This window comes from Peribacillus sp. FSL P2-0133, from assembly GCF_037975445.1.
Taxonomy (GTDB): domain Bacteria; phylum Bacillota; class Bacilli; order Bacillales; family DSM-1321; genus Peribacillus; species Peribacillus simplex_E.
This window is the reverse complement of the sequence record NZ_CP150254.1, coordinates 961,262-981,584: the sequence shown is the minus strand read 5'-3', so window position 1 is coordinate 981,584 and position 20,323 is coordinate 961,262. Positions and strand designations below refer to the sequence as shown.

The window sequence follows — 20,323 nt, the reverse complement described above, 5'->3', positions numbered from 1 at the left end:
CTAGCCAGTTATTCGGCAGGAGTGTCGCATATTTCTTCAATCCAATAAGGATTACAGTAAAAAACCATAAAGTATATCATAAGTATTGTTTTAAAATCAGTTTTCGGGATTAGACCGTTCCGAATCCTTAACAAACCCTCAAAAAATCATGAAAGATAACCAGTTTTCTTTTAAAACATGGTTCAGCGTGAGAGCATTTTGAACATGGCATTACTTTAGTTTCTCTTGCTTTTCAAGATACTGCCTCATTTTTTGTAAATATTCCGGGGCATCCATTTGATCTTTCACGACCAATTCTATGAGGCAAAGGTTATCGGCGTTCTGAGCATTTGTAATGGCATCATCCAGTTCACCATTCGTCTCGACTCTTGCTGTAAATGCCTCTTGACCAAACGCTTCAGCCAATTTTGTATAATCCCACTCTGGTATCTCGTTGTATTTCTGTTTTTCTATATCGACTTTTACGTTCAAGAATTTTTCTATCGTGTAACCGTTATTGTTGAGAATAAACACGATGGGCTTGCAGCCGTTCTCCAGCATCGAGCTTATTTCCTGTGCTGTCAGCTGTATCGAGCCGTCCCCGGTAAACAATAGAACACGTCGGTTTCTATCCGCTATACAAGCACCGAAAGCTGCGGGCGTGGCATATCCGATGCTTTGCCAGCCTCCCTGGGCTATGTAGGTCGCCCCTTTCGGCAACCTGACCTGTGACATGCCATAAGAGAATGTTCCTGTTTCCGTGACCACAATGTCATTTTCTTTTAACAATTGCTGAATTCGAGGATAATAGGAAGCCGCTTTCAGTGGTGCTGATGGGTCTTCCACCATTGTGTCATACGGAAATGAGATGTTTCCAACAGATTCGTTCTGCCGGTAACCAATGTCCTGGAGCGCAGTTAAAATTTCCTCCGCCCTGACATTCATATAACTGGCTTCCCCCACTTTTAATGTGTCAGGTTGAATTTCCACCATTTTCAACGGGTTAAGCTTTGCTGTACCTTTGGATGTATTGACGTCTGACCAAACAGCTCCAACGGCTATGATGAAATCCGCTTCTTCAACAGTCTGAGTTACATCCTTACTTCCGAAAGCTCCGCCGTATACACCTATATACTGGGGATGGCTCTCATCCAACCCGCTTTTTCCCTGCATTAACGAAGCAACTGGAATATTTAACCTCTCAACGAGCTGCATTACGGGTTTCTGCAAGTTATAACGAAGTGTTTTCACATCGACAAGCAGAACCGCTTTGTTTACATGTTCTAACATCCCTTTTATATGCTGCACTGCTGACTGCAGCGCATCGACATTCGTTTTGGCCATATTTTCAGAAGTCTCACCGTGAGAAAGCAACGGTTTTTCAACAAGATCGATGGCCACTACCAAATAAACGGGCTTTTTCTTTTCTTTCGCGATTCTGATTGCAGCCGGTATCTCCCTAGCTGCGTTTTCCGGGGTAAGAATTGCCGTATAACTGGTGATATGCTCATAAACCTTACGGAAAACATCAAAATCTCCGTCCATTAACGTATGGTGGGCAAGCTCCTTATCCTGTTGCATCATGGACTTTGGCGAGCCGACAATATGTATGAGCGGCACATTTTCACTGTACGCGCCAGCGATTGCATTACATGCGCTCATTTCACCGACACCAAAAGTGGTGATGAGTGCCGAAATTCCCTTCACACGGGCATAAGCGTCCGCAGCGTATCCTGCATTGAGTTCATTTCGTCCATTAATAAACTCAATCCCATCGTAATCTTCCAAAGTATCTAGCAATGAGAAATTATAGTCTCCAGGCACACCAAAAATCTCTGTAATACCTTCTGCTTTTAAGCAGTTGTATAAATATTGTCCCAAGGTCCTTTTTTCAGCCAAGTCAATCACTCCTTCAATCGATTACTCTCTACTTTATTTATACCCAAACATAAGTAGGTTAACCGTAAATATCCATATACTTAAGGTGGGTTCGCTACTCTATTACTCTAGTTTTAGCTTTGATGAATGAAGTGAGTGAGACTATCTCAGGCAGGGTTCTTATAAAAAATGATTCAATTCCAAATCAAAATATCTGAAAATTCTTGATTCCATCACTATTTTTGATTTATATTTGAATCACGGGAACAGTGGATAAGGGGGAAAATGATGAGTGATAACAATGTCAAAAGAGTTTTGGAATGCATCATCAACACATCCAATAATAATATTACCGTGACCGATGAAAAAGGATTCATTTTATTCACGAATCCTAACCATTGGTGGATATATGGAATCGAACCAGAACATTATCTTGGAAAATCCGTTTACCAGCTCGAAACGGAAGGAATCCTTTCACCTTCGATTTCCGCGATGGTATTGAAAGAGAAAACACCTGTCCAGATCATGCAGCATACGAAGACGGGAAAAATCGTCATGTCTACTGCCTATCCCATCTTTGATGAAGATGGTGAATTGATTCGTGTCGTCAGCTATGCCCAAGATCAAACTGAAATCAGGAACCTCCAGGATCAGTACGGTCAATTGGAGAAAAAGATTCAAGAATACCAATCGGAGGTCGAGGAACTTAGGGAACAGGAGGAGCTGATCTATCGCAGCAAGGAAATGAGGCAAATCGCCAAAACGATACACCGTGTTTCCAAAACGGATGCGACAGTCATGCTTCTTGGTGAATCCGGTGTAGGGAAGAGCGTATTCGCCCGCAGGCTGCACAATCAGAGTTACCGCAGCAAAGAGCCATTCATCGAAGTCAACTGCAGTACCATCCCAGAAAGTCTTTTTGAATCTGAAATGTTTGGGTATGAAGCGGGATCCTTCACCGGAGCGCAGAAGCAGGGGAAACAAGGGCTAGTAGAACAAGCAGATAACGGAACCTTATTTCTGGATGAAATCGGTGAGCTTCCGCTGGATATGCAAGTGAAATTATTAAATGTCCTGCAAGAAAAGACTTTTAAAAGGGTGGGCGGAAAAAAAGAGCATAAGATAGATTTTCGGCTTGTAACGGCAACCAATCAAAACCTTGAGGAAATGGTGGAAAAGGGAACATTCAGGCTCGATTTGTATTATCGCTTAAATGTGATTCCCATCCAAATACCGCCATTACGAGAAAGAAAGGATGATATTGCCATCTTAATCAATCATAATCTCGAAATCATCAACAAGAAATACAAGTCAGATAAGAAATTGCACCCTTCCACTTACGAAATACTGATTCAGCATAAATGGTCAGGAAACGTGCGTGAATTGGAAAACCTGATTGAACGGCTCATTTTGACCTCGGAAGACTCCATAATTTTCCCTGGCTTTCTCCCCTCCCATTTCCATGGACAAGAATCTTTTGAGAAAATAGATGATACCCTAATGATTGACGATATGATGGTTGATGATAGTGATCTCAATACCGCCCTCGAGCAAGTGGAAAAATGGATGATGATGAAAGCGAGTAAAAAATGTAAGTCCACATATGAGATGGCTAAATTCTTAGGGATCAGCCAGCCTTCCGTCGTCAGGAAAATGAAGAAATATAAAGGTCATCTGCCCATTAAGTAAAAGGGAACTGAAAGAAACCATAAAAATAGGAGACCATCGCAATGAAGGTCTCCTATTTCTTACTTATTTGACACGCCTGCAGATTCAAATGTTGCCATTTCTTTAATGACCAATGTCGCTGCCTTAAGGATGGGGTATGACAGGGCAGCCCCTGTTCCTTCCCCGATTCTCATTCCCACATCGAGGATCGGCTCCTTGCCAAGCAGTTCTATGGCCGTTCTATGACCAGGTTCTGCAGATCGATGTCCAACAAACATATAATCAGCTGCACGTCCGGAAATCAGGTTTGCCAATACAGCAGCCGTGGTTGTAATGAAACCATCAACAAGAATGGGAATACGGTTATTCGCTGCAGAGAGCATGGCCCCTGCCATACCTGCAATTTCGAACCCGCCGATTTTCATCAAAATATTGATTGGATCATCTGGATTAGGATTTCTTAATGAAATCGCTTCTTCAATTATTCTTCGCTTATGTAAAATGCCTTCTGACTTCAATCCTGTTCCCTGCCCCACTAGTGACTCGACGCTTTTCCCGCTTACGATGGAGATGATGGCGGTACTGGAAGTCGTATTTCCGATTCCCATTTCACCAAGAATCAGGCAGTTCGCACCACGGGCAATCATTTTCTGTGCACGGTCATATCCAATTTCAAGCGCTTGAATTACTTCTTCCTTTGTCATTGCCTCTTCCTTATAAAAGTTTCTAGTTCCATTGCGGACTTTTCTAGAAGTTAACCCTGGTGCTTCGATATCTGCATCGATCCCTATATCGACAATGTCCAAGTAAGCATCTATCGCGCGGCTTAATACATTGATGGCAGCACCGTCATTCAGGAAATTAAGTGCCATTTGTTCCGTCACTTCTTTTGGATAAGCCGAAATACCTTCTTCCGTAATTCCATGGTCGGCCGCAAACACGATCACCCCCGGTTTCGAAATGTCCGGAAATGCCTCTCCTGTCATCTTGGCCAGTTCGATTATCCATTCTTCAAGCCTTCCTAAGCTTCCCTGAGGAACGGTCAGTGAATCAACATGTCCTTTAACCTGCCGTCCCATTTCTTCATCCAGCATCGGGATGGAGATGGCAGCTAACCCATTCGTCATTTGTATACCCCCCACAATCCAAAATGAAAAACCTTAACCACAGGAAAAGGTTCTTATCCATCATCTGCTATAAATACAACTTAGTCTATATAATTATCCTCTTGGCTTTCTATTTACTTCGGCACTCCCATTTCATTTAATGGGTAGATACGAAATTTCACTTTGCCCATTAGTGATTTTTCAGAAATAAAACCAAATCTTCTTCCATCCCAACTATTCCTTCGATTATCCCCCATGACAAATAAATGACCGGCAGGCACCCTGGATTTCCCAAGTAAATCACTCAAGGTAAAATTCTCCGTCAGATTTTCTTCAGGTGGAATTTCCCCTTTTTTTAATTTCAAATATGGTTCTGTATACTTTTTCCCATTGATATATAAGATATCATCTTTCATTTCAACGCTGTCACCTGGTAAACCGATCACCCTTTTTATATAATTCTCTTCCGCGTCCGGAGCATAAAATACGACCATATCGAAGCGCTCCGGCTTTCCGATTTTAGCTACCACTATCCGGTCATCATTTTCATAAGTCGGCTCCATTGATTCACCTTTTACTGTAACTGGTGTAAATAAAAACTGTTGGCAAATGAACACGATCATTAAAGCGAATAAGATAGATTTCAACCACGAGAACACTTCAATTTTCATATTCTTCATAAGGACTCCCTCCAATCCATTGTGAACGGCTAAATCAACGATAATTGCTGTATTTTTGGCTGGCGCGCCAAAAACAATTCTTTAGCACTGTTTATCCCTTATGCTTAAGTTTGCCGTCGGTGATTTTTAGAAGAGATATTCCAAAAGAAATATCTGGAAAAATTGTAACATATCCTTTTATCGCTTGCGAGAATAATCATTTTTAATAAAAGGAGTAGAGAGCAAATCATGAAAAAAAGGATAGCGAGTTTTAGCTATCCTTTTAACATAGTACAAATATTGTTCCAAAACTTAGTATTTATTCCAAGTTAATACAGCATCAAGTGGCAAACGGACTTTTTCAAAGCCTGCTTTAGTTCCTTTTCCAATGGAAATTAACATGACAGGTTTGAAGTTTTCCGGTACATTGAATGCATCCACAAATTTGGCTTCATCGAACCCACCCATTGGGACTGTATCGTATCCTTTTGCTTTTGCAGCTAACATGATCTGCATGGAAACCAAGCCACCGTCAATCATGGCTACACTTAAAGCCTTTTCAGCGGAAAAGTTGCCGTAATTATGCAGAATAGAGGCTACATATGGCTCTTTGATTTCATTCTTCATGATCCCTTTATTGACTAATTCACCATAAATCTTCTCTGCATTTTTGTAACCTTCTATATCAGCTAAAACGGCAATGACAGCAGATGCATCGACGACTTGTTGTTGGTTATTGGCGATTGGGAGCAATTCTTGTTGGGTTTGCTTATCTTGAATCACAAGGAATCTCCATGGCTGTAAGTTGGAAGAAGACGGTGCTTGAATCGCAATATCCAGGATTTCGCGAATTTCCTCTTCAGTCATCACGTATTCAGCATCGTACTGGCGAACAGATCTCCGTTCTTTTGCTACCGTAATGAAGTCCGTATCATTAAGGACTTTGGGCTTTTCAAGCGGTATATTCAATTCTTTCGATTTATTTAGGTACTCTTCTTTACTCATTATATTTTTTGTCATTTATAATGACCTCCATTTAACTGTAATTAATACAGGAACAGTATATTACGCATACTGTTCTTTTGTCAAATACAGTTTGAGAAAAACGAAACCATGTCAGTTTCGTTTTTCACATTAAGATTTCGAAAGTAAATCAGCAATCGTTTTCTGCTCCAAGCCTTGTATAATCCAGCTCTCCATCTCGTTTTTTAAACCGCATAAAGCTTCGCGTGAAGATGGTTGAAAGCATTTCTTATCATTCACATCAAGAAAGCCCTTTGAAAAAGGTTCGGATTTAATTGCAGCGTATATATCTGCAAGAATGATTTGTTCGGGATTTCTGGCAAGTGAATATCCCCCATCCCTGCCTTCCTTTGCTTGAATCAGCCCTGCCTTCACTAAATTACTTAATATTTTTCTAAGAAAGCCGGACTCCGAATCAAGCTTATCAGCCAATTTATTACTATTGCATAATCCATCATGATCAGCAAGAACAAGCAGGGCTTGTACTGCAAGACTAAACCACATTATACTGGAAACCTTTTCTGACATTTCTTTCACCTCTCCCCTCTACTTTAAACTATTTTTCGATGAATATACAACGCTGCATCGAACAAACCTGCCAAAATCTCTTTTTAATGAACACAACCGGGAAAACCCTTTTTGGAACGATGAATCCCTCACCAAATCTATCCTTCCAATACATGCTTTTCATCATTTTTAAAAAATACAAAAAAATAAATAGACAAATTACTTGTCTTACAAATTATTTCTTTAGGAATATGGTAAACTTACTTAATAGAATAGCTCAGGAAGTGAATGAATGATGCTGAAAGCAATAAATGAACAAATGGATAAAATCATGCCTCTCATCACACCGTTAAGCGTGGTGATTGGGGTACTATTGGCCGAACATCTAATGGATTACACTTTTCTTGTTCCATGGATATTCGCCTTCATAACATTTTCCGGAAGTTTAGGCTCCAACTTTAAATCTTTGCAACAGGCTGTCACCCACCCTTTACCTGTTTTCATAGTATTGCTCATCCTTCATATGCTCATGCCTATTTGGGCTTTTGGTCTCGGCCACTTAGTGTTTCATGGTGATGCCTTCACGATTACCGGCCTAGTCCTGGCTGTAGTGATACCAACCGGTGTCACCAGTATGATATGGGTATCCATTTATAATGGGAATGCCATACTTGCCCTAACCATTATCTTGATCGACACCCTACTCTCACCATTCATCGTTCCTTACAGTGTTTCCCTTTTTGGAGGCGGTTCGATCGAAATGGATTTGGGGTCGATTGTGAAAGGATTAATCGGAATGGTCGTTCTTCCCTCCATGCTTGCCTTGTTCTTGAATCAGGCTACAAAAGGGAAAATACAATCTACACTTTCCCCCCGCTTAGCTCCATTTTCCAAGATAAGCGTTGGAATCGTAGTCATATTGAACAGTTCAAAAATCGCTCCTTACTTAACCCATTTCGATAAGAAATTAATGATCATGGCCTTCCTGGTTTTGTTCATAGCTGCTTCAGGGTATGCCCTTTCTTGGATGGTCGGTGCATATTTAAGATGGGAAAAGGAGGATATCATCACCTTGACATTTACAGGCGGTATGCGGAACATCAGTGCTGGAGCCGTTCTTGCAACAACCTATTTCCCTGCTGCCGTCGCTGTTCCCGTTGTACTTGGCATGCTGTTTCAACAAATGCTTGCCTCCTTTTTTGGCTATGTCATGGAAAAGCATTTTCACCGTGGTATGAATGAAGGGTGATCCGCAGAATGATTATTTCTCAAGCATCCTTTTTCCCTTTCATTTATATTCCAATTATAATAGGTAAGTGGAACATATTTACATGATTATCCATTACAAATCCTTGGAGGTATTGAAGATGAAAGTTGTTGCAATAGTGGGAAGTATTCGTAAAGAGTCCTACAACCTTAAGCTAGCAAAATATATTCAAACTAGATATCAAGATCGGTTTGATCTCGAAATCTTGAACATTCGGGATTTACCTTTTTATGATCAAGATATTGAAAATGACCCTCCATTAGTTGTAAAAGAATTTAAAAGCAAAGTGGCCGAAGCAGATGCAGTCTTGTGGGTAACACCTGAATACAATGGTACGATTCCAGGCGTATTGGGCAATGCAATCGATTGGTTATCACGTGTCGATAAAGTCTTGATCGGCAAACCTTCATGGATCATGGGTGCGTCAATGGGGCAATTAGGAACGGTTAAAGCTCAATTGCATTTGCGTGAGATCCTATTCGCATTAGGCATCTCCTCCCCGCTCCTTCCCGGAAATGAAGTATATGTTGGTGCAGTGCATGACAAAATCGATAACGAAGGCAGGCTTACACATGAGTCGACTGTCCAGTTTATCGATGCGGTCGTCGATAACTTCATTAGCTGGTATAATCATCACACTCGTTAATGCTTTTTTAACAAGAATCCCAGCAGGAATGATCCTGCTGGGATTCTTGTTGCATCATAAAAGAGGAATTTAACTAAATTCATCCTCTTCCCGCTTGGAATGCGGGGTATTTTGTCATTCCTCCGTCAGCGAATAGAGTGATGCCCGTTACATAACTGGATTCTGAAGATGCCAGCCATGCAGCAACTGCAGCAATTTCTTCAGGCTTTCCGATATACCCCATCGGAATCATGCTTTCAAGATCTTTTTTCTTTTCGGGATCTTCAAGCTTGTCGGCATTTATTGGCGTGGCGATGGCTCCAGGACCAATGCTGTTCACACGGATCCCTTTTGGTGCATATTCAAGAGCCAGGGTTTCCGTAAGCAGCTTCACCCCGCCCTTGCTTGCCGCATAGTGAACGAATAAAGGCCAGGGAATCATCTCATGTACACTGGACATGTTTATAACATTCCCTTTAATATCGTTCTCGATAAAATACTTGATAGCTTCACGGCAGCCTAGGAAATTTCCTGTTAGATTGGTATTGATTACCCTATTCCAGTCGCTTAACGGCATCTCGTGAGATGGAACCGGATTTTCAATTCCTGCATTATTGATGAATATATCAAGTTTCCCGAAATTCTTTATCGCTGATTGAACAAGGTTAATGACATCTTCTTCAATGGTGACATCGCCTTTTACTGCAATGGCTTCCCCACCATTTGTTTTGATTTCTTCCATTACACTATCTGCTTCCTCTAATTTAGTACGATAATTAACCACGACCTTTGCCTTTTCCTTAGCAAAGCGAATGGCCATCGCTTCTCCTAAACCAGTGGATGAACCCGTTATAACAACGACCTTACCTTCTAAATCTGTATACATTTAATCACCCTCCAATTAACTTTTTGCCAACCCGAGCATAATCCCAGCTATGATGATCAAGATTATTCCAATTACAATTCCAATTAGTTGGCGCTTCGTTTTCTTTTCACGTAAAATGATGATCCCGCCAATAGTTGAGATGACTATGCCCATTTGCGAAAGGGAAAAACTAGTAGCCACTCCCACACGGGGCTGGGATATGAATAAAAACATGTTCCCTGCAGCCCATATCAATCCCGGAATGATATTGCGAATCGTATATTTGTTAAACGGTTTATGTTTAAAAGTCAATAACAGACCGCCTATCACCATACCTATCGCTTGAGGGAACAACGCTGACCACCCGTCAACGTCAAAAAGACGGGCTACGACCACATAAACCAAATAACCGAATGTCGAGATGAGGAGAATAACAATTCCTTTCTTCAAGTTTCCCGACTTGCCCTCTTTCGATTCTTTATCTTCCAAGGAGGTCAAGACGATTCCTATAATAATGAAGACTAAAGCCAAAACGCCTAAAATAATCGCTTTCATTGTAGACCATTCATTAAAAACTATGACCCCGAATAAGGTGGTTGAAATGAGCTGCAATCCTGTTGATATTGGCATGGTTTTGGAAACTCCCATTAAATCAATGCTCTTAAGCTGATTAGCTTGTCCAACAGCCCAAAACAATCCAGATACGACTCCGACTCCAAACACCAGGAGTGACAATTTAATATCTGCGAAAATATAAACACCAATTGAAAAAATCAAGGCGCCAATCGTTGTACCTAGTGTTTGACTATAGGGTCCACCCCCGAGTTTCACATTAAATAAAACGATGCTTCCCCAGAATAATGCCGGCAAGAGAGCTAATAATATATCCATTTACAACCCCCATATATGTAAGTTCAAACTAAGCAGTAAATTTCATTTTGTCTTCTTAATATGTTCGCATTATTTGAATTGACCCTTGGTAATTTTATGAAGTGTTTCCCCTAAAGTAGTGTTCAACACAAAAAGGGCTGCAGACGCAGCCCTTTTTAATGATACTGATTGATGCTAGCCACCATGTTGATGATGTTGCATGTCCATTTCCGAATCATCAGCGACTTTGAAATAATCACTTTCCTAAACAGCCGTCGTACGGATAATGATGATGGAGAAAGTTTTATATTAACATTAATTAAAGCTTTAAAAGAGGAAGTATCCCCACATCTTACTGCAAATCCTTTTTATTGTACGGGCCTCATAGTTACTGTGAATTTATGAGTTGGTAATGAATGTTCATACTCAAATATCGGCAGCGTAAGTTACTGCTGTCTTTTTTAAAAAGATTATAAAAAAAGCAAACCTTATGTAGGTTTGCTTCTTTTCTTAGATAATGAAACTTACTTCTTCAAATGATATGGCACAGTCGTAACAACCACATTTCTTCTATAAAGTAAGTAGGCGCGAATCAGTAAACTTGATTGGTTATGAAGTATATTGTGCCAGCCCTTCTTTGGAATGAATTGGGGGATAATCACCGTAACTTTATAATTGGCTTCACTAGCCTTATGTTCAACCGTATCCACAAATTTAGTTAGTGGCTGAATGATACTTCTGTAATAAGAATTCAGTGTAACGAGTCTTACATCTGGTTGCCATTTTTTCCATTTTTCCACGAATTTCTTTTCATCTTCTCTTTCAAAAGCAACATATACGGCAATAACCTGATTTGCTGATAGAGATTTTGCATAATTTAAAGAGTTCTCAACCACGTGAGTTATACCCGCCACGGGTACAATGATGATATTTCCTTCAATTGGTAAGATCGGCTCACATGTTGTAATCCTTAGTTGGTCACCAACTGCTTCATAATGCTTTCTAATTCGATGAAAAATTAAAATGATGATAGGTAAAAAAATCAAAACAGGCCAAACCTGAGTAAATTTGGTTAAAAAGAATATCATCGTGACGATAAAGCTAATCATGGCACCAATTGAATTAATGGTTAATTTCATCATCCAGCCTTTTGGCTTTTCGCGAATCCATTTAACAATCATCCCGGTCTGGGACAACGTAAATGGAATGAATACCCCTACCGCATAAAGCGGAATGAGATTTTCTGTATGTCCTTCAAATGCGACTATTAAGATGATCGATGCAAGTCCCAGTATGATAATTCCATTAGAATACCCCAATCGGTCCCCTCTTATCGTAAACGCCCGTGGAATGAATTTATCCTTCGCAAGATTTACCGCAAGCAGAGGGAAAGCCGAATAGCCAGTATTGGCTGCCAGTATCAAGATCAATGCAGTCGTACCTTGAATGAAGAAATACATGAAATTCCGTCCAAAGATCTCTTCAGCAATCTGGGAGACGACCGTTACCTCCGCGCTTGGAACAATGCTTAAATAATAGGCCAAGTATACGATTCCCGAAAATAATACTGCTAGTAAGGAACCCATGGCTATTAAAGTTTTCGCAGCATTATTCGGGGCTGGATCTTTAAAGTTCGGGATTGCATTGGAAATCGCTTCGACTCCTGTCAATGCGGAGCTTCCTGATGCGAATGCTCTTAGCAGTATAAATAAACTGATGCCCGCTACCGGAGTCCCGATGGACGTGTGCAATTCCGGTGAAACCCCACCCGTCAAAATCTTGTAAATCCCGACACCAATCAAGATGAACAATGCTAAAACGAATAGGTACACCGGATAGGCCAAAACAGAGGCCGACTCCGTAACCCCCCGAAGGTTCAGGATTGTAAGCAGAATGACGAAAATGATGGCTATGATGACATTATATGAATGCAGGCCAGGAAAAGCGGACGTGATGGCATCCGTACCTGCAGAAACACTTACAGCGACAGTTAATATATAATCCACCAATAAGGATCCTCCAGCTATCAACCCTGGATTGACACCTAAATTGTTTTTTGAAACCACATAGGCCCCCCCGCCATGTGGATAAGCGAAAATTATTTGTCTATAGGACAAAATCAAAGCAGTTAACAGGATCAATACCCCAATCGCGATAGGGATGGAATACCAGAATGCCGCAGCACCGACCGTGATAAGGACGATTAATATTTGCTCCGGTCCATAAGCAACCGAAGACAAAGCATCAGAAGATAAAATCGCCAAAGCCTTTGTTTTGTTAAGCTTTTGTTCACCAAGTGCATTTGATTTTAAAGGTCTCCCAATCAAGAACCTCTTTATAGAAGATAACATCAAGAATTCACCACCATATTTAATTTATAATTTTATGTTACCCAGCTGTAGCAAAAAACAAGACGAAATAGAAAAATGCCTACAAGTCATAGCTAAATAGACCTGTAGACATTAATTTTTTTGTCTAACAAGCTCCACCTTCCTTCTCATATAACGCTTACGAGGTTAGCTGTCGGATTCGGACCTAAGAGTAGCCCTACCTTGAAAGGATTCACCCCTTGGATTGTAGTAACAATCCCAATAACGGGTCCCCCGCACCATAAGGTTTAAGCGATTTAGAAATATGAAACTGTTGATTATCATACTCCCGTGAAATGAAAAAGTAAATGAAAATTTTGCACATTAATAGAATAATCTTTGTAGGTGTAGTTTTGTTCTTGACGTATATAACATAAGTCATGCAAACACATGGTTCGAAGGGAGGAAAGAAGGTAAGTAAACGTCTAAAAAGAAAAAAATCAAGGAGTCAATGAACAAAAGATGGTCAGAAAAAGGAAAAAATGATCGCCACATGGAGATCGTGAAGGACGAATAGTAACAATCTGCCCCCAGCTTGAATCATTAAACTTGCATTGATTTTCGCTTTTCGATTCCCCTTTATTCGTACAACCGGGGGCATTATCCCACTGATCCACCCTAATTAGTTCCTTCCTTCTTGAATTGGTCTCAAATTGCTTTTTTTAAAGACAAAATATTTCTGGCCAATATAGTTAAGAACTGTGTAAAAAATTGCTCCTATCAGCACAGCCACATTTTGTTGTATGGGTAAATGAACGGATCCTTCCATTGATTCTGCAATAGCTTGGCCTAAAGAATATGCGGCGGAATAACAAATCAGGATGACGCAAAAGAAACGTGCAACTCCTCTCCGCCATTCTATATCGCTTTTAAAAGTAAAAGTTCTGTTCAAAAGAAAACTCGTTACAGCTCCCGTACCATTACCGATAAAGGTGGAGACCCAGTAAGAGAATTCAAGAACATTCATGAGAAAAAGCATGATGGAAAGTCCAAGCGCTGTATTGACTATCCCAACCAATAAAAAGCGGATAAAGGAGTTAGTGTGTTTTAGATAGTTTTTCAATACTGTTCCGTTCATTGTCTAGTTGCTCCCGTTTTTTTAAATCGAGCGGATTAAATAGATCCAGATCAACTATATATTTAGGCCGGCGTTTGGATTCATTATAGATTTTACCGATATATTCCCCAATCAAGCCGACAGCAATCAACTGTAGTCCACCGATCAACCATATGGAGGTGATTAATGAGGTCCATCCAGTTTCGGTCTGCCCATAAAACTTTAACCATAAAAAGTAAGACCCAAAGAGTAAGCTAATGAAAAAGGAAAGACATCCTAGCCATAATACAAGCCGAATCGGTGTAACTGAAAAAGAAGTAATGCCATCAAGCGCAAAAGCAACCATCTTCTTAAATGGATATTTCGTTTCCCCAGCCAATCTTTCTTTTCGGTCATAATAAACAGAGTCCGTCTTAAACCCAATGAGCGGTACGATCCCCCGTAAAAAAAGATTCGTTTCATCAAATCGTTCCAACTCCGCGATCGCCCTCTTACTCATTAGCCGGAAATCGGCATGATTATAGACAAGGTTAACCCCCATCTTGTTCATCATTTTATAAAAACCAGTTGCAGATGTTCGTTTAAAAAATGAATCAAGATCCCTTTTCTGGCGGACACCGTATACAATTTCACACCCTTCATTGAATTTTCGAATGAATTCAGGGATGACTTGAATATCATCCTGTAAATCTGCATCAATGGAAATCACACAATCCGAGGCTTCTTTGGCTGTAAACAATCCTGCCAGAAGTGCATTTTGATGTCCTGCATTCCGGGAAAGCTTTAGCCCACGAACAAGTTCATTATTAATCGTTTCCTTATAAATGATCTTCCATGTTTGATCTTTACTTCCATCATCAACCAGTAGAATTTTACTTTGACCAGAAACAACGTTTTCTTCGACTAACCCCCTCACCAATCCACAAAGTTGGGTAATGGTATCCTGCAATACGCTTTCTTCGTTATAACAAGGTACAACAATCGTTAGTATCGGTGAATTCACTCTATTCCCCCCTTTTCACATGACTCTGTATAAATAAATTTTCCACACGCTTCCTTTTTTCGTGAAACTCCTATCTAGTACCAATCCGTTTTCCTTCGCGTTCTTGATTGGTAGGGCAGAAAATATATACTTGCCACCTAATCCTTTAAACGCATCCATATTAAGGTCTAAATTTTCCAGCTCTTTCTTCGAGCTTTTCTTGAACATATAATGCTTCCCAAGCTCATCGGTAAATAGGTAACAACGTCCTCCCCATTCATCAAAGTAGATTCTGATGTTTTTATTCTTAGCCAATTCGTTTTCAATTATTTGACGAAATTGATGTTTGTAAGTAAGCGGATAGAAATTGTTATAGCTATCTAGCGTGTAAAATCCATTAAATTGAGCAATTGCGGGATGCAGCCCAATGCTGGCAACACGATATTCTTCCTGCGGAAGGTCAATATGATCTTTTATTTCCTGAAAAAGGCTTTCTGAATAGAACTCTTTAAAAGAAGGTTTTTTATTATGAGTGATTTCTTCATTGAAGCCCATTAAGACAATAATTTGAACGGCGATGAAAATAGAAAGGGTTTTCTTAGCATAATCGCTGTGTTCCCAAATGATTTTTACCGCGAGGGCAAACCCCATATAAATTACCATCGGCCTTAAAAAGTGAAATCTTGCAAAATTAAAGGTATCCAGAGTGTGAAACCTTTCCGTTAAAGGAAGCCAGCCTTTATAAAACCAAAATGCGTACCATGCTGAGAGGATAAAATTCAAGCAAAATAAAAAAACATATACCTTTTCCTGTCTCCACAGTTTTTTGGTCAGAATAATATAAAGGGCAAAGATGGTAATCGGCAGGATGATAAGCGCATGTACAGTCATGACATGCGTATGGCCAAGAACGAAATTTTTGAATGTAAGCTTAATGACCCACTCGAGGGGCAGCCTTGCGTGAAAATATTCATCTCTGCTGTTTGGCTCCGAATCAAAAATGAATGAAGCGACCAAACGATACTCCACCATTCCAAAAATGACGGTCATATACACGATTGAAAGAAGAAACGTTATATTCCACCCTTTTCTCCTGATCACATCCGTTAGCCATAGAAACCCCATTGCAACAAGAAAAAAGAAAAAGCCAAGCACGATGCTTGAATAAAGCGGTAAAAGTGTAAGGACCAAATAATTCTTCCAAGAATGGTCCTTGCTGCGAATATTCAAAAAAGCCCAAAGTGCAAGCGGCATCCCAAGTGTACTGAGCATTCCCGATGGCCAAAATGGGGTAAGGGCAAAGGCTAAGGATGTTCCAACCCTAATCCAGCCTGATCGGCTTCCTGTAATCAAATGTTTCTTTAATAGGATATACATACCAAAGAATGCAATAAACCTTGTTATCGCCTGGCTTATTGCATATGCAACCATTGTCGGAAAAAGAGCATAAAGCCACACGATAATACTGAACTCACTGCCAAAAGCATTTCGGGGCAGCCCATTCATAATCTGGGGAACTTTGGCGTCTATTGCACCGAATAACTCACCGCTTTCTGAAAGGACTTTATACCAGGCAAGGTTGGAATCCAAATTATCATGTACGCGAATATGCGCATTTTCTCCAAGGATGAATAAAGGAGAAAGATATAAAAAAATGACGAGTAAGGCAAAAAGGATTTGAACTCTCTCTTGATTTTCAATTGGCAAAATATACACCTCTTGACCAAATTCATATATCCATAATATTTGCTTCAAAGGTAAATCTATTCTATTTCAGGGATTTATTTTAACCTATTTTGAAATAGGTCAACCAATGACCACATAAAATGAAGGGTAGAACAAAAAGCATATTAAAGAACCTTAAAAAGGGGCTGGGCTATGATAAAGAAAGCGGTGATTCCAGCAGCCGGTTTAGGAACACGATTTTTACCTGCCACGAAAGCTCAACCAAAGGAAATGCTGCCGATTGTCGATAAGCCGACCATTCAATATATTATCGAGGAAGCGGTACAATCAGGGATTACAGATATTATCATCGTTACGGGTAAAAACAAACGTGCCATTGAAGATCATTTCGATAAATCAATTGAACTTGAAATGCTTCTGCAAATGAAAGGTCAAAATGATCTGCTTAACATCGTGGAGAACATTTCCAACATGGTGGATATCCACTATGTAAGACAAAAGGAACCTTTAGGTCTGGGGCATGCGGTTTTATGTGCCAAAACTTTTATCGGAGACGAACCTTTTGCCGTCCTGTTAGGGGACGATATCGTGGATAGCCAGGTTCCAGCTTTGAAGCAGTTAATGGAACAGTATAACAAGGTTCGTACGAGTATTATCGGATGTAAGGAAGTGTCACCTGCAGATGTCTCCAAGTATGGGATCGTAAATTTCCAAGAACGATATGAGGATTTATTTCTGGTAAGAAACTTGGTGGAAAAGCCAAAAGTGGAGGATGCACCATCAACACAGGCGATTATTGGCCGATATATTTTATCACCTGCGATTTTTGAAATCCTTGAAACCGTACAGCCCGATCGGAAGGGGGAGATCCAGCTTACCGAAGCTTTAGACCTTTTGTTAGAAAAGGAACCATTATACTCGTATATCATCGAAGGAAATCGATATGACGTCGGCGATAAATTCGGCTTCCTCCAAGCTTCATTAGATTTCGCCATGAAACGACCTGAACTTCGTGATCAGCTAATAACATATTTAAGGCAGCTGTTCCCTTAATGAAATTAATATACCCCCGCCCAATTACCTAGAGGTGATTGGGCTATTTCGGGTTCACGCCTTTGGTTGTAAAATGATCCACTAACATATCCCTTACCATAATCTCTAAGCAAAATATAACTGTTTATTATAAACGCTTCCGTGAAATGTAAAAGCAAGTGAAAATGTTCGACATAGAAAGAATAATTTTTAATCAGGGAGGTTATGTTGATAACGTATCCTTCATTATTGATCCTAACGACGATTTCCAGAAAGGGCTGTTGAAAAACACATGCACAAAAAAACTAATACTCCAATAATATCCGATGATTTTTTAGATCAAGTGGTTAAGGAAATCAATGCACAATTTGGCGGGCCCATTAATGAAAAGAATGATCGTTTCCTGCATGGGGACGATCAAGAAAGAACTTGAATCCCACATCATTAATCCAAAGCGTTTATGAAAGACTCTGGCTCTATTCATCCAGAGTTTTTTTTGCTAACTTATGAAACTTTATTTTCCCCATAGAATTATTTCCCCTTTCTATAACAACTTGTCCAAACCGTTTTAGCTTATCCTCATAGAATGATTACATGTAATTATTTTATAGAAAGGGGAAAAACTACATTGAGCCACGCTGATGATGTCTACCGCACTTCTCCAAAGGTTCCAAAAGGAAGGCTGATTTCCGGACATACAAAGGAGTTTCAAACTGATCCCATTGGCTTTCTGACCCGCTTGGCCAAGGAATATGGGGAAGTCGCTAAATTCCGTTTTGGACCATTCCATAATGTTTATCACATTTCAAATCCTGATTTAATAAAACAAATACTCGTAACAAAACAAAAATCCTTCGTCAAATCCAGGGACTTCAATGTTTTAAAACCGCTTGTCGGTGAAGGTCTACTTACAAGCGAAAAAGACTTTCATATGCGACAGAGAAGGCTTATCCAACCCTCTTTCAAAAAGACTCATATTAGCCAATACGCCAAGGATATGATTGATACCACAATGGATTATATATCAACTTGGCAACATGATGATGAACGGATTATAACGAAGGATATGATGAACATCACTCTCGGGATAGTCAGCAAGACCATGTTCAGCATGGAATTCAAGGGTGGGTATGAAATTGTTGGAAAACCGCTGGAAACCGCATTAAGAATAACAGTCAAAAGGATGAGAAAGATTTTTCGTATGCCATTATGGGTACCGACTAAAATCAACCGTAAATATAAAAAGGCGATACAAAGGCTTGATAAAGTGATTTACGGCATAATTGAAAAACGGAAGAACGACACAGTAAAACATGAAGACATGCTTGGAATCCTGATAGACGCCCGTGATGACAAAGACGGATTGGGTATGACAAGCCTTCAGGTCCGTGATGAATTAATGACTATTTTTCTTGCCGGTCATGAAACGACAGCAACTGCTCTTTCCTGGGCACTGTATGAAATTTCGAAACACCCAGAAATTCAATCCAAGCTTTTCAGTGAAGTGAATAGCATTATCGGTCACCGGACACCCAAGGCTGAAGATTTCATGAAATTACCATACACTCAAAATATCATTCATGAAACACTTCGCGTTTATCCGCCATCGTATATTTTATCCCGTGATGTGGCGGAGGATGTCGTAATAGGAGGATATCGCTTCAAAAAAGGCGATATGATTCTAATAAGTTCTTACGTGATGCAGCATAATCCAGAGTATTTTGATCAACCTGAATCATTTATTCCAGAGCGATTTGAAAATAACTTTTTGAAAAGCCTGCCTGCGTTCGCTTACTTTCCATTTGGCGGAGGACCTCGGGTTTGTATTGGCAATCATTTTGCCATGATGGAAGCGGTGCTTGTCCTGGCCTGCATTGCAAAGCAGTATAGGATAAAGCTTGCTCCTGACCATCATGAAGTAACCCCCCTTCCGGCCCTTACACTCAGACCAAAGAATGGACTGCGCATGGTGATAGAAGAAAGGGATGCAGAAGCCTTCGAACCTGGAGAATCCTATTTTTGAAGTATTATGAATGATCTCAAATAAAAATAACGTTCATATTGGTTCGATTAACTCCTATAACAGGCTGGCCTATTCTTTTTAGAAAGGAGGGATGAAAATATGTATATGCTCCATTCACCACAGAATGGAATCATCCACACTGAATTGCACTATTTAGGGATGGCCTCGCAGGTATTTACCGGTTTTTTGGAATTTATAAGTGAAATTGAACCGATACAAGAAACGGAAAACCTACAGGCGGCCCCTATTCTCTTTTTATATGAGAACGGATAGTCTCGTTAGATTTTCCTATATTGAAGAAAACCGACCTTGAAAGTAACCGGTTCTGATACCTGTCTCAAACGATTTATTTGTTCTAAAAAATGTATGTTATTATGTACAACTATTTGCACCGAGTTTTGCGGTGATTTTAGTATATTTCAATAAAAAAGCACAGTTATTTAAACTGTGCTCTTCTTTTGAAAAAGCCTTCTTAGTTGCTGCTTTCAAAACCATATCATCATCGCTGACCATACGCCACTTGTCCGTTTTCATCATCTGCTTAGTTAATAACAACTGTGCCATCGTCGTATAAGTATGGTTAACGTGTAACCCATCTACATACCAAAAAAAATCACCTATCAGTTTGCTTTTCGTTTGATTCATTTCATAAATTCCAAATATTTTTAGATAATAAAGACTACTCCTTCTTTTCTGATTAGGAGTCTATTCCAATTCACCTGCCTAA

At 40.0% G+C, this 20,323-nt stretch carries 19 protein-coding genes and 1 riboswitch; of the genes, 7 read left to right on the top strand and 12 right to left on the bottom strand.

What is annotated here, in order from left to right:
• Positions 1 to 210: 210 nt before the first annotated feature.
• On the bottom strand, positions 211 to 1,878 hold the full coding sequence (locus MKY17_RS04670; protein WP_286177221.1) for a thiamine pyrophosphate-binding protein: 1,668 nt from the start codon (positions 1,876 to 1,878) through the stop codon (positions 211 to 213).
• 264 nt (positions 1,879 to 2,142) lie between these two features.
• Between MKY17_RS04670 and MKY17_RS04665 the strand changes: the two genes are divergently transcribed.
• Complete coding sequence (locus MKY17_RS04665; RefSeq protein ID WP_098373365.1) at positions 2,143 to 3,546, top strand: sigma 54-interacting transcriptional regulator; 1,404 nt, start codon at positions 2,143 to 2,145, stop codon at positions 3,544 to 3,546.
• A 59-nt stretch (positions 3,547 to 3,605) separates the two neighbouring features.
• On the opposite strand, the gene cobT is transcribed toward MKY17_RS04665, so the two are convergent.
• The 4 genes from cobT to MKY17_RS04645 form a co-directional block, all read right to left on the bottom strand.
• Positions 3,606 to 4,652: a nicotinate-nucleotide--dimethylbenzimidazole phosphoribosyltransferase gene (cobT, locus tag MKY17_RS04660; protein WP_098373366.1), complete on the bottom strand. Its 1,047-nt coding sequence runs from the start codon at positions 4,650 to 4,652 to the stop codon at positions 3,606 to 3,608.
• A gap of 113 nt (positions 4,653 to 4,765) precedes the next feature.
• Positions 4,766 to 5,311: a signal peptidase I gene (gene lepB, locus MKY17_RS04655; protein WP_098373367.1), complete on the bottom strand. Its 546-nt coding sequence runs from the start codon at positions 5,309 to 5,311 to the stop codon at positions 4,766 to 4,768.
• Between the two features lie 291 nt (positions 5,312 to 5,602).
• Positions 5,603 to 6,310 carry a nitroreductase family protein gene (locus MKY17_RS04650; protein WP_098373368.1) on the bottom strand — a complete coding sequence of 236 codons (708 nt, stop codon included), beginning with the start codon at positions 6,308 to 6,310 and terminating at the stop codon, positions 5,603 to 5,605.
• Positions 6,311 to 6,424: 114 nt separating this feature from the next.
• A complete protein-coding gene (locus tag MKY17_RS04645) occupies positions 6,425 to 6,841 on the bottom strand; it encodes an Rrf2 family transcriptional regulator (RefSeq protein ID WP_098373369.1) in 417 nt (138 codons plus the stop codon).
• Positions 6,842 to 7,112: 271 nt separating this feature from the next.
• Here MKY17_RS04645 and MKY17_RS04640 point away from each other — a divergent pair, with 271 nt between their 5' ends.
• Positions 7,113 to 8,069 (top strand): bile acid:sodium symporter family protein, encoded by a 957-nt coding sequence (locus MKY17_RS04640; protein ID WP_098373370.1) that lies wholly within the window; start codon positions 7,113 to 7,115, stop codon positions 8,067 to 8,069.
• Between the two features lie 118 nt (positions 8,070 to 8,187).
• Positions 8,188 to 8,733, top strand: coding sequence for an NAD(P)H-dependent oxidoreductase (locus MKY17_RS04635; protein ID WP_098373371.1), 546 nt, complete (start codon positions 8,188 to 8,190; stop codon positions 8,731 to 8,733).
• Positions 8,734 to 8,812: 79 nt separating this feature from the next.
• Here the strand turns inward: MKY17_RS04635 and MKY17_RS04630 are convergent, their stop codons facing one another.
• The 6 genes from MKY17_RS04630 to MKY17_RS04605 all read right to left on the bottom strand — a co-directional run bounded on the left by MKY17_RS04630 (position 8,813) and on the right by MKY17_RS04605 (position 16,565).
• The gene (locus MKY17_RS04630) at positions 8,813 to 9,598 is read right to left on the bottom strand and encodes an SDR family oxidoreductase (protein ID WP_098373372.1); all 786 of its coding nucleotides are present in this window, start codon (positions 9,596 to 9,598) and stop codon (positions 8,813 to 8,815) included.
• 15 nt (positions 9,599 to 9,613) lie between these two features.
• On the bottom strand, positions 9,614 to 10,468 hold the full coding sequence (locus MKY17_RS04625) for a RhaT/GlcU family sugar-proton symporter (protein ID WP_098373373.1): 855 nt from the start codon (positions 10,466 to 10,468) through the stop codon (positions 9,614 to 9,616).
• Between the two features lie 503 nt (positions 10,469 to 10,971).
• The gene (locus MKY17_RS04620; RefSeq protein ID WP_098373375.1) at positions 10,972 to 12,798 is read right to left on the bottom strand and encodes an APC family permease; all 1,827 of its coding nucleotides are present in this window, start codon (positions 12,796 to 12,798) and stop codon (positions 10,972 to 10,974) included.
• Between the two features lie 138 nt (positions 12,799 to 12,936).
• A riboswitch (cyclic di-AMP (ydaO/yuaA leader) is annotated at positions 12,937 to 13,081 on the bottom strand.
• Positions 13,082 to 13,438: 357 nt separating this feature from the next.
• Entirely contained in the window at positions 13,439 to 13,894 is a 456-nt protein-coding gene (locus MKY17_RS04615) for a GtrA family protein (protein WP_098373376.1), read from the bottom strand.
• The gene (locus tag MKY17_RS04610) at positions 13,854 to 14,876 is read right to left on the bottom strand and encodes a glycosyltransferase family 2 protein (protein ID WP_098373377.1); all 1,023 of its coding nucleotides are present in this window, start codon (positions 14,874 to 14,876) and stop codon (positions 13,854 to 13,856) included. Before MKY17_RS04610 ends, MKY17_RS04615 begins: the two co-directional genes overlap by 41 nt.
• Before the next feature lie 15 nt (positions 14,877 to 14,891).
• Positions 14,892 to 16,565 carry a DUF6044 family protein gene (locus MKY17_RS04605; RefSeq protein ID WP_098373398.1) on the bottom strand — a complete coding sequence of 558 codons (1,674 nt, stop codon included), beginning with the start codon at positions 16,563 to 16,565 and terminating at the stop codon, positions 14,892 to 14,894.
• A gap of 168 nt (positions 16,566 to 16,733) precedes the next feature.
• Between MKY17_RS04605 and galU the strand changes: the two genes are divergently transcribed.
• From galU to MKY17_RS04585, 4 genes are all read left to right on the top strand, one after another.
• Positions 16,734 to 17,594: a UTP--glucose-1-phosphate uridylyltransferase GalU gene (gene galU / locus MKY17_RS04600; protein WP_098373378.1), complete on the top strand. Its 861-nt coding sequence runs from the start codon at positions 16,734 to 16,736 to the stop codon at positions 17,592 to 17,594.
• Positions 17,595 to 17,865: 271 nt separating this feature from the next.
• Entirely contained in the window at positions 17,866 to 18,006 is a 141-nt protein-coding gene (locus MKY17_RS04595; protein WP_098373379.1) for a hypothetical protein, read from the top strand.
• 195 nt (positions 18,007 to 18,201) lie between these two features.
• Positions 18,202 to 19,596, top strand: a complete 1,395-nt coding sequence (locus MKY17_RS04590) for a cytochrome P450 (protein WP_286177222.1) — start codon at positions 18,202 to 18,204, stop codon at positions 19,594 to 19,596.
• Positions 19,597 to 19,695: 99 nt separating this feature from the next.
• Entirely contained in the window at positions 19,696 to 19,869 is a 174-nt protein-coding gene (locus MKY17_RS04585) for a hypothetical protein (RefSeq protein WP_179891180.1), read from the top strand.
• 99 nt (positions 19,870 to 19,968) lie between these two features.
• Here the strand turns inward: MKY17_RS04585 and MKY17_RS04580 are convergent, their stop codons facing one another.
• A complete protein-coding gene (locus MKY17_RS04580; protein ID WP_098373381.1) occupies positions 19,969 to 20,241 on the bottom strand; it encodes a hypothetical protein in 273 nt (90 codons plus the stop codon).
• Positions 20,242 to 20,323: the final 82 nt, after the last annotated feature.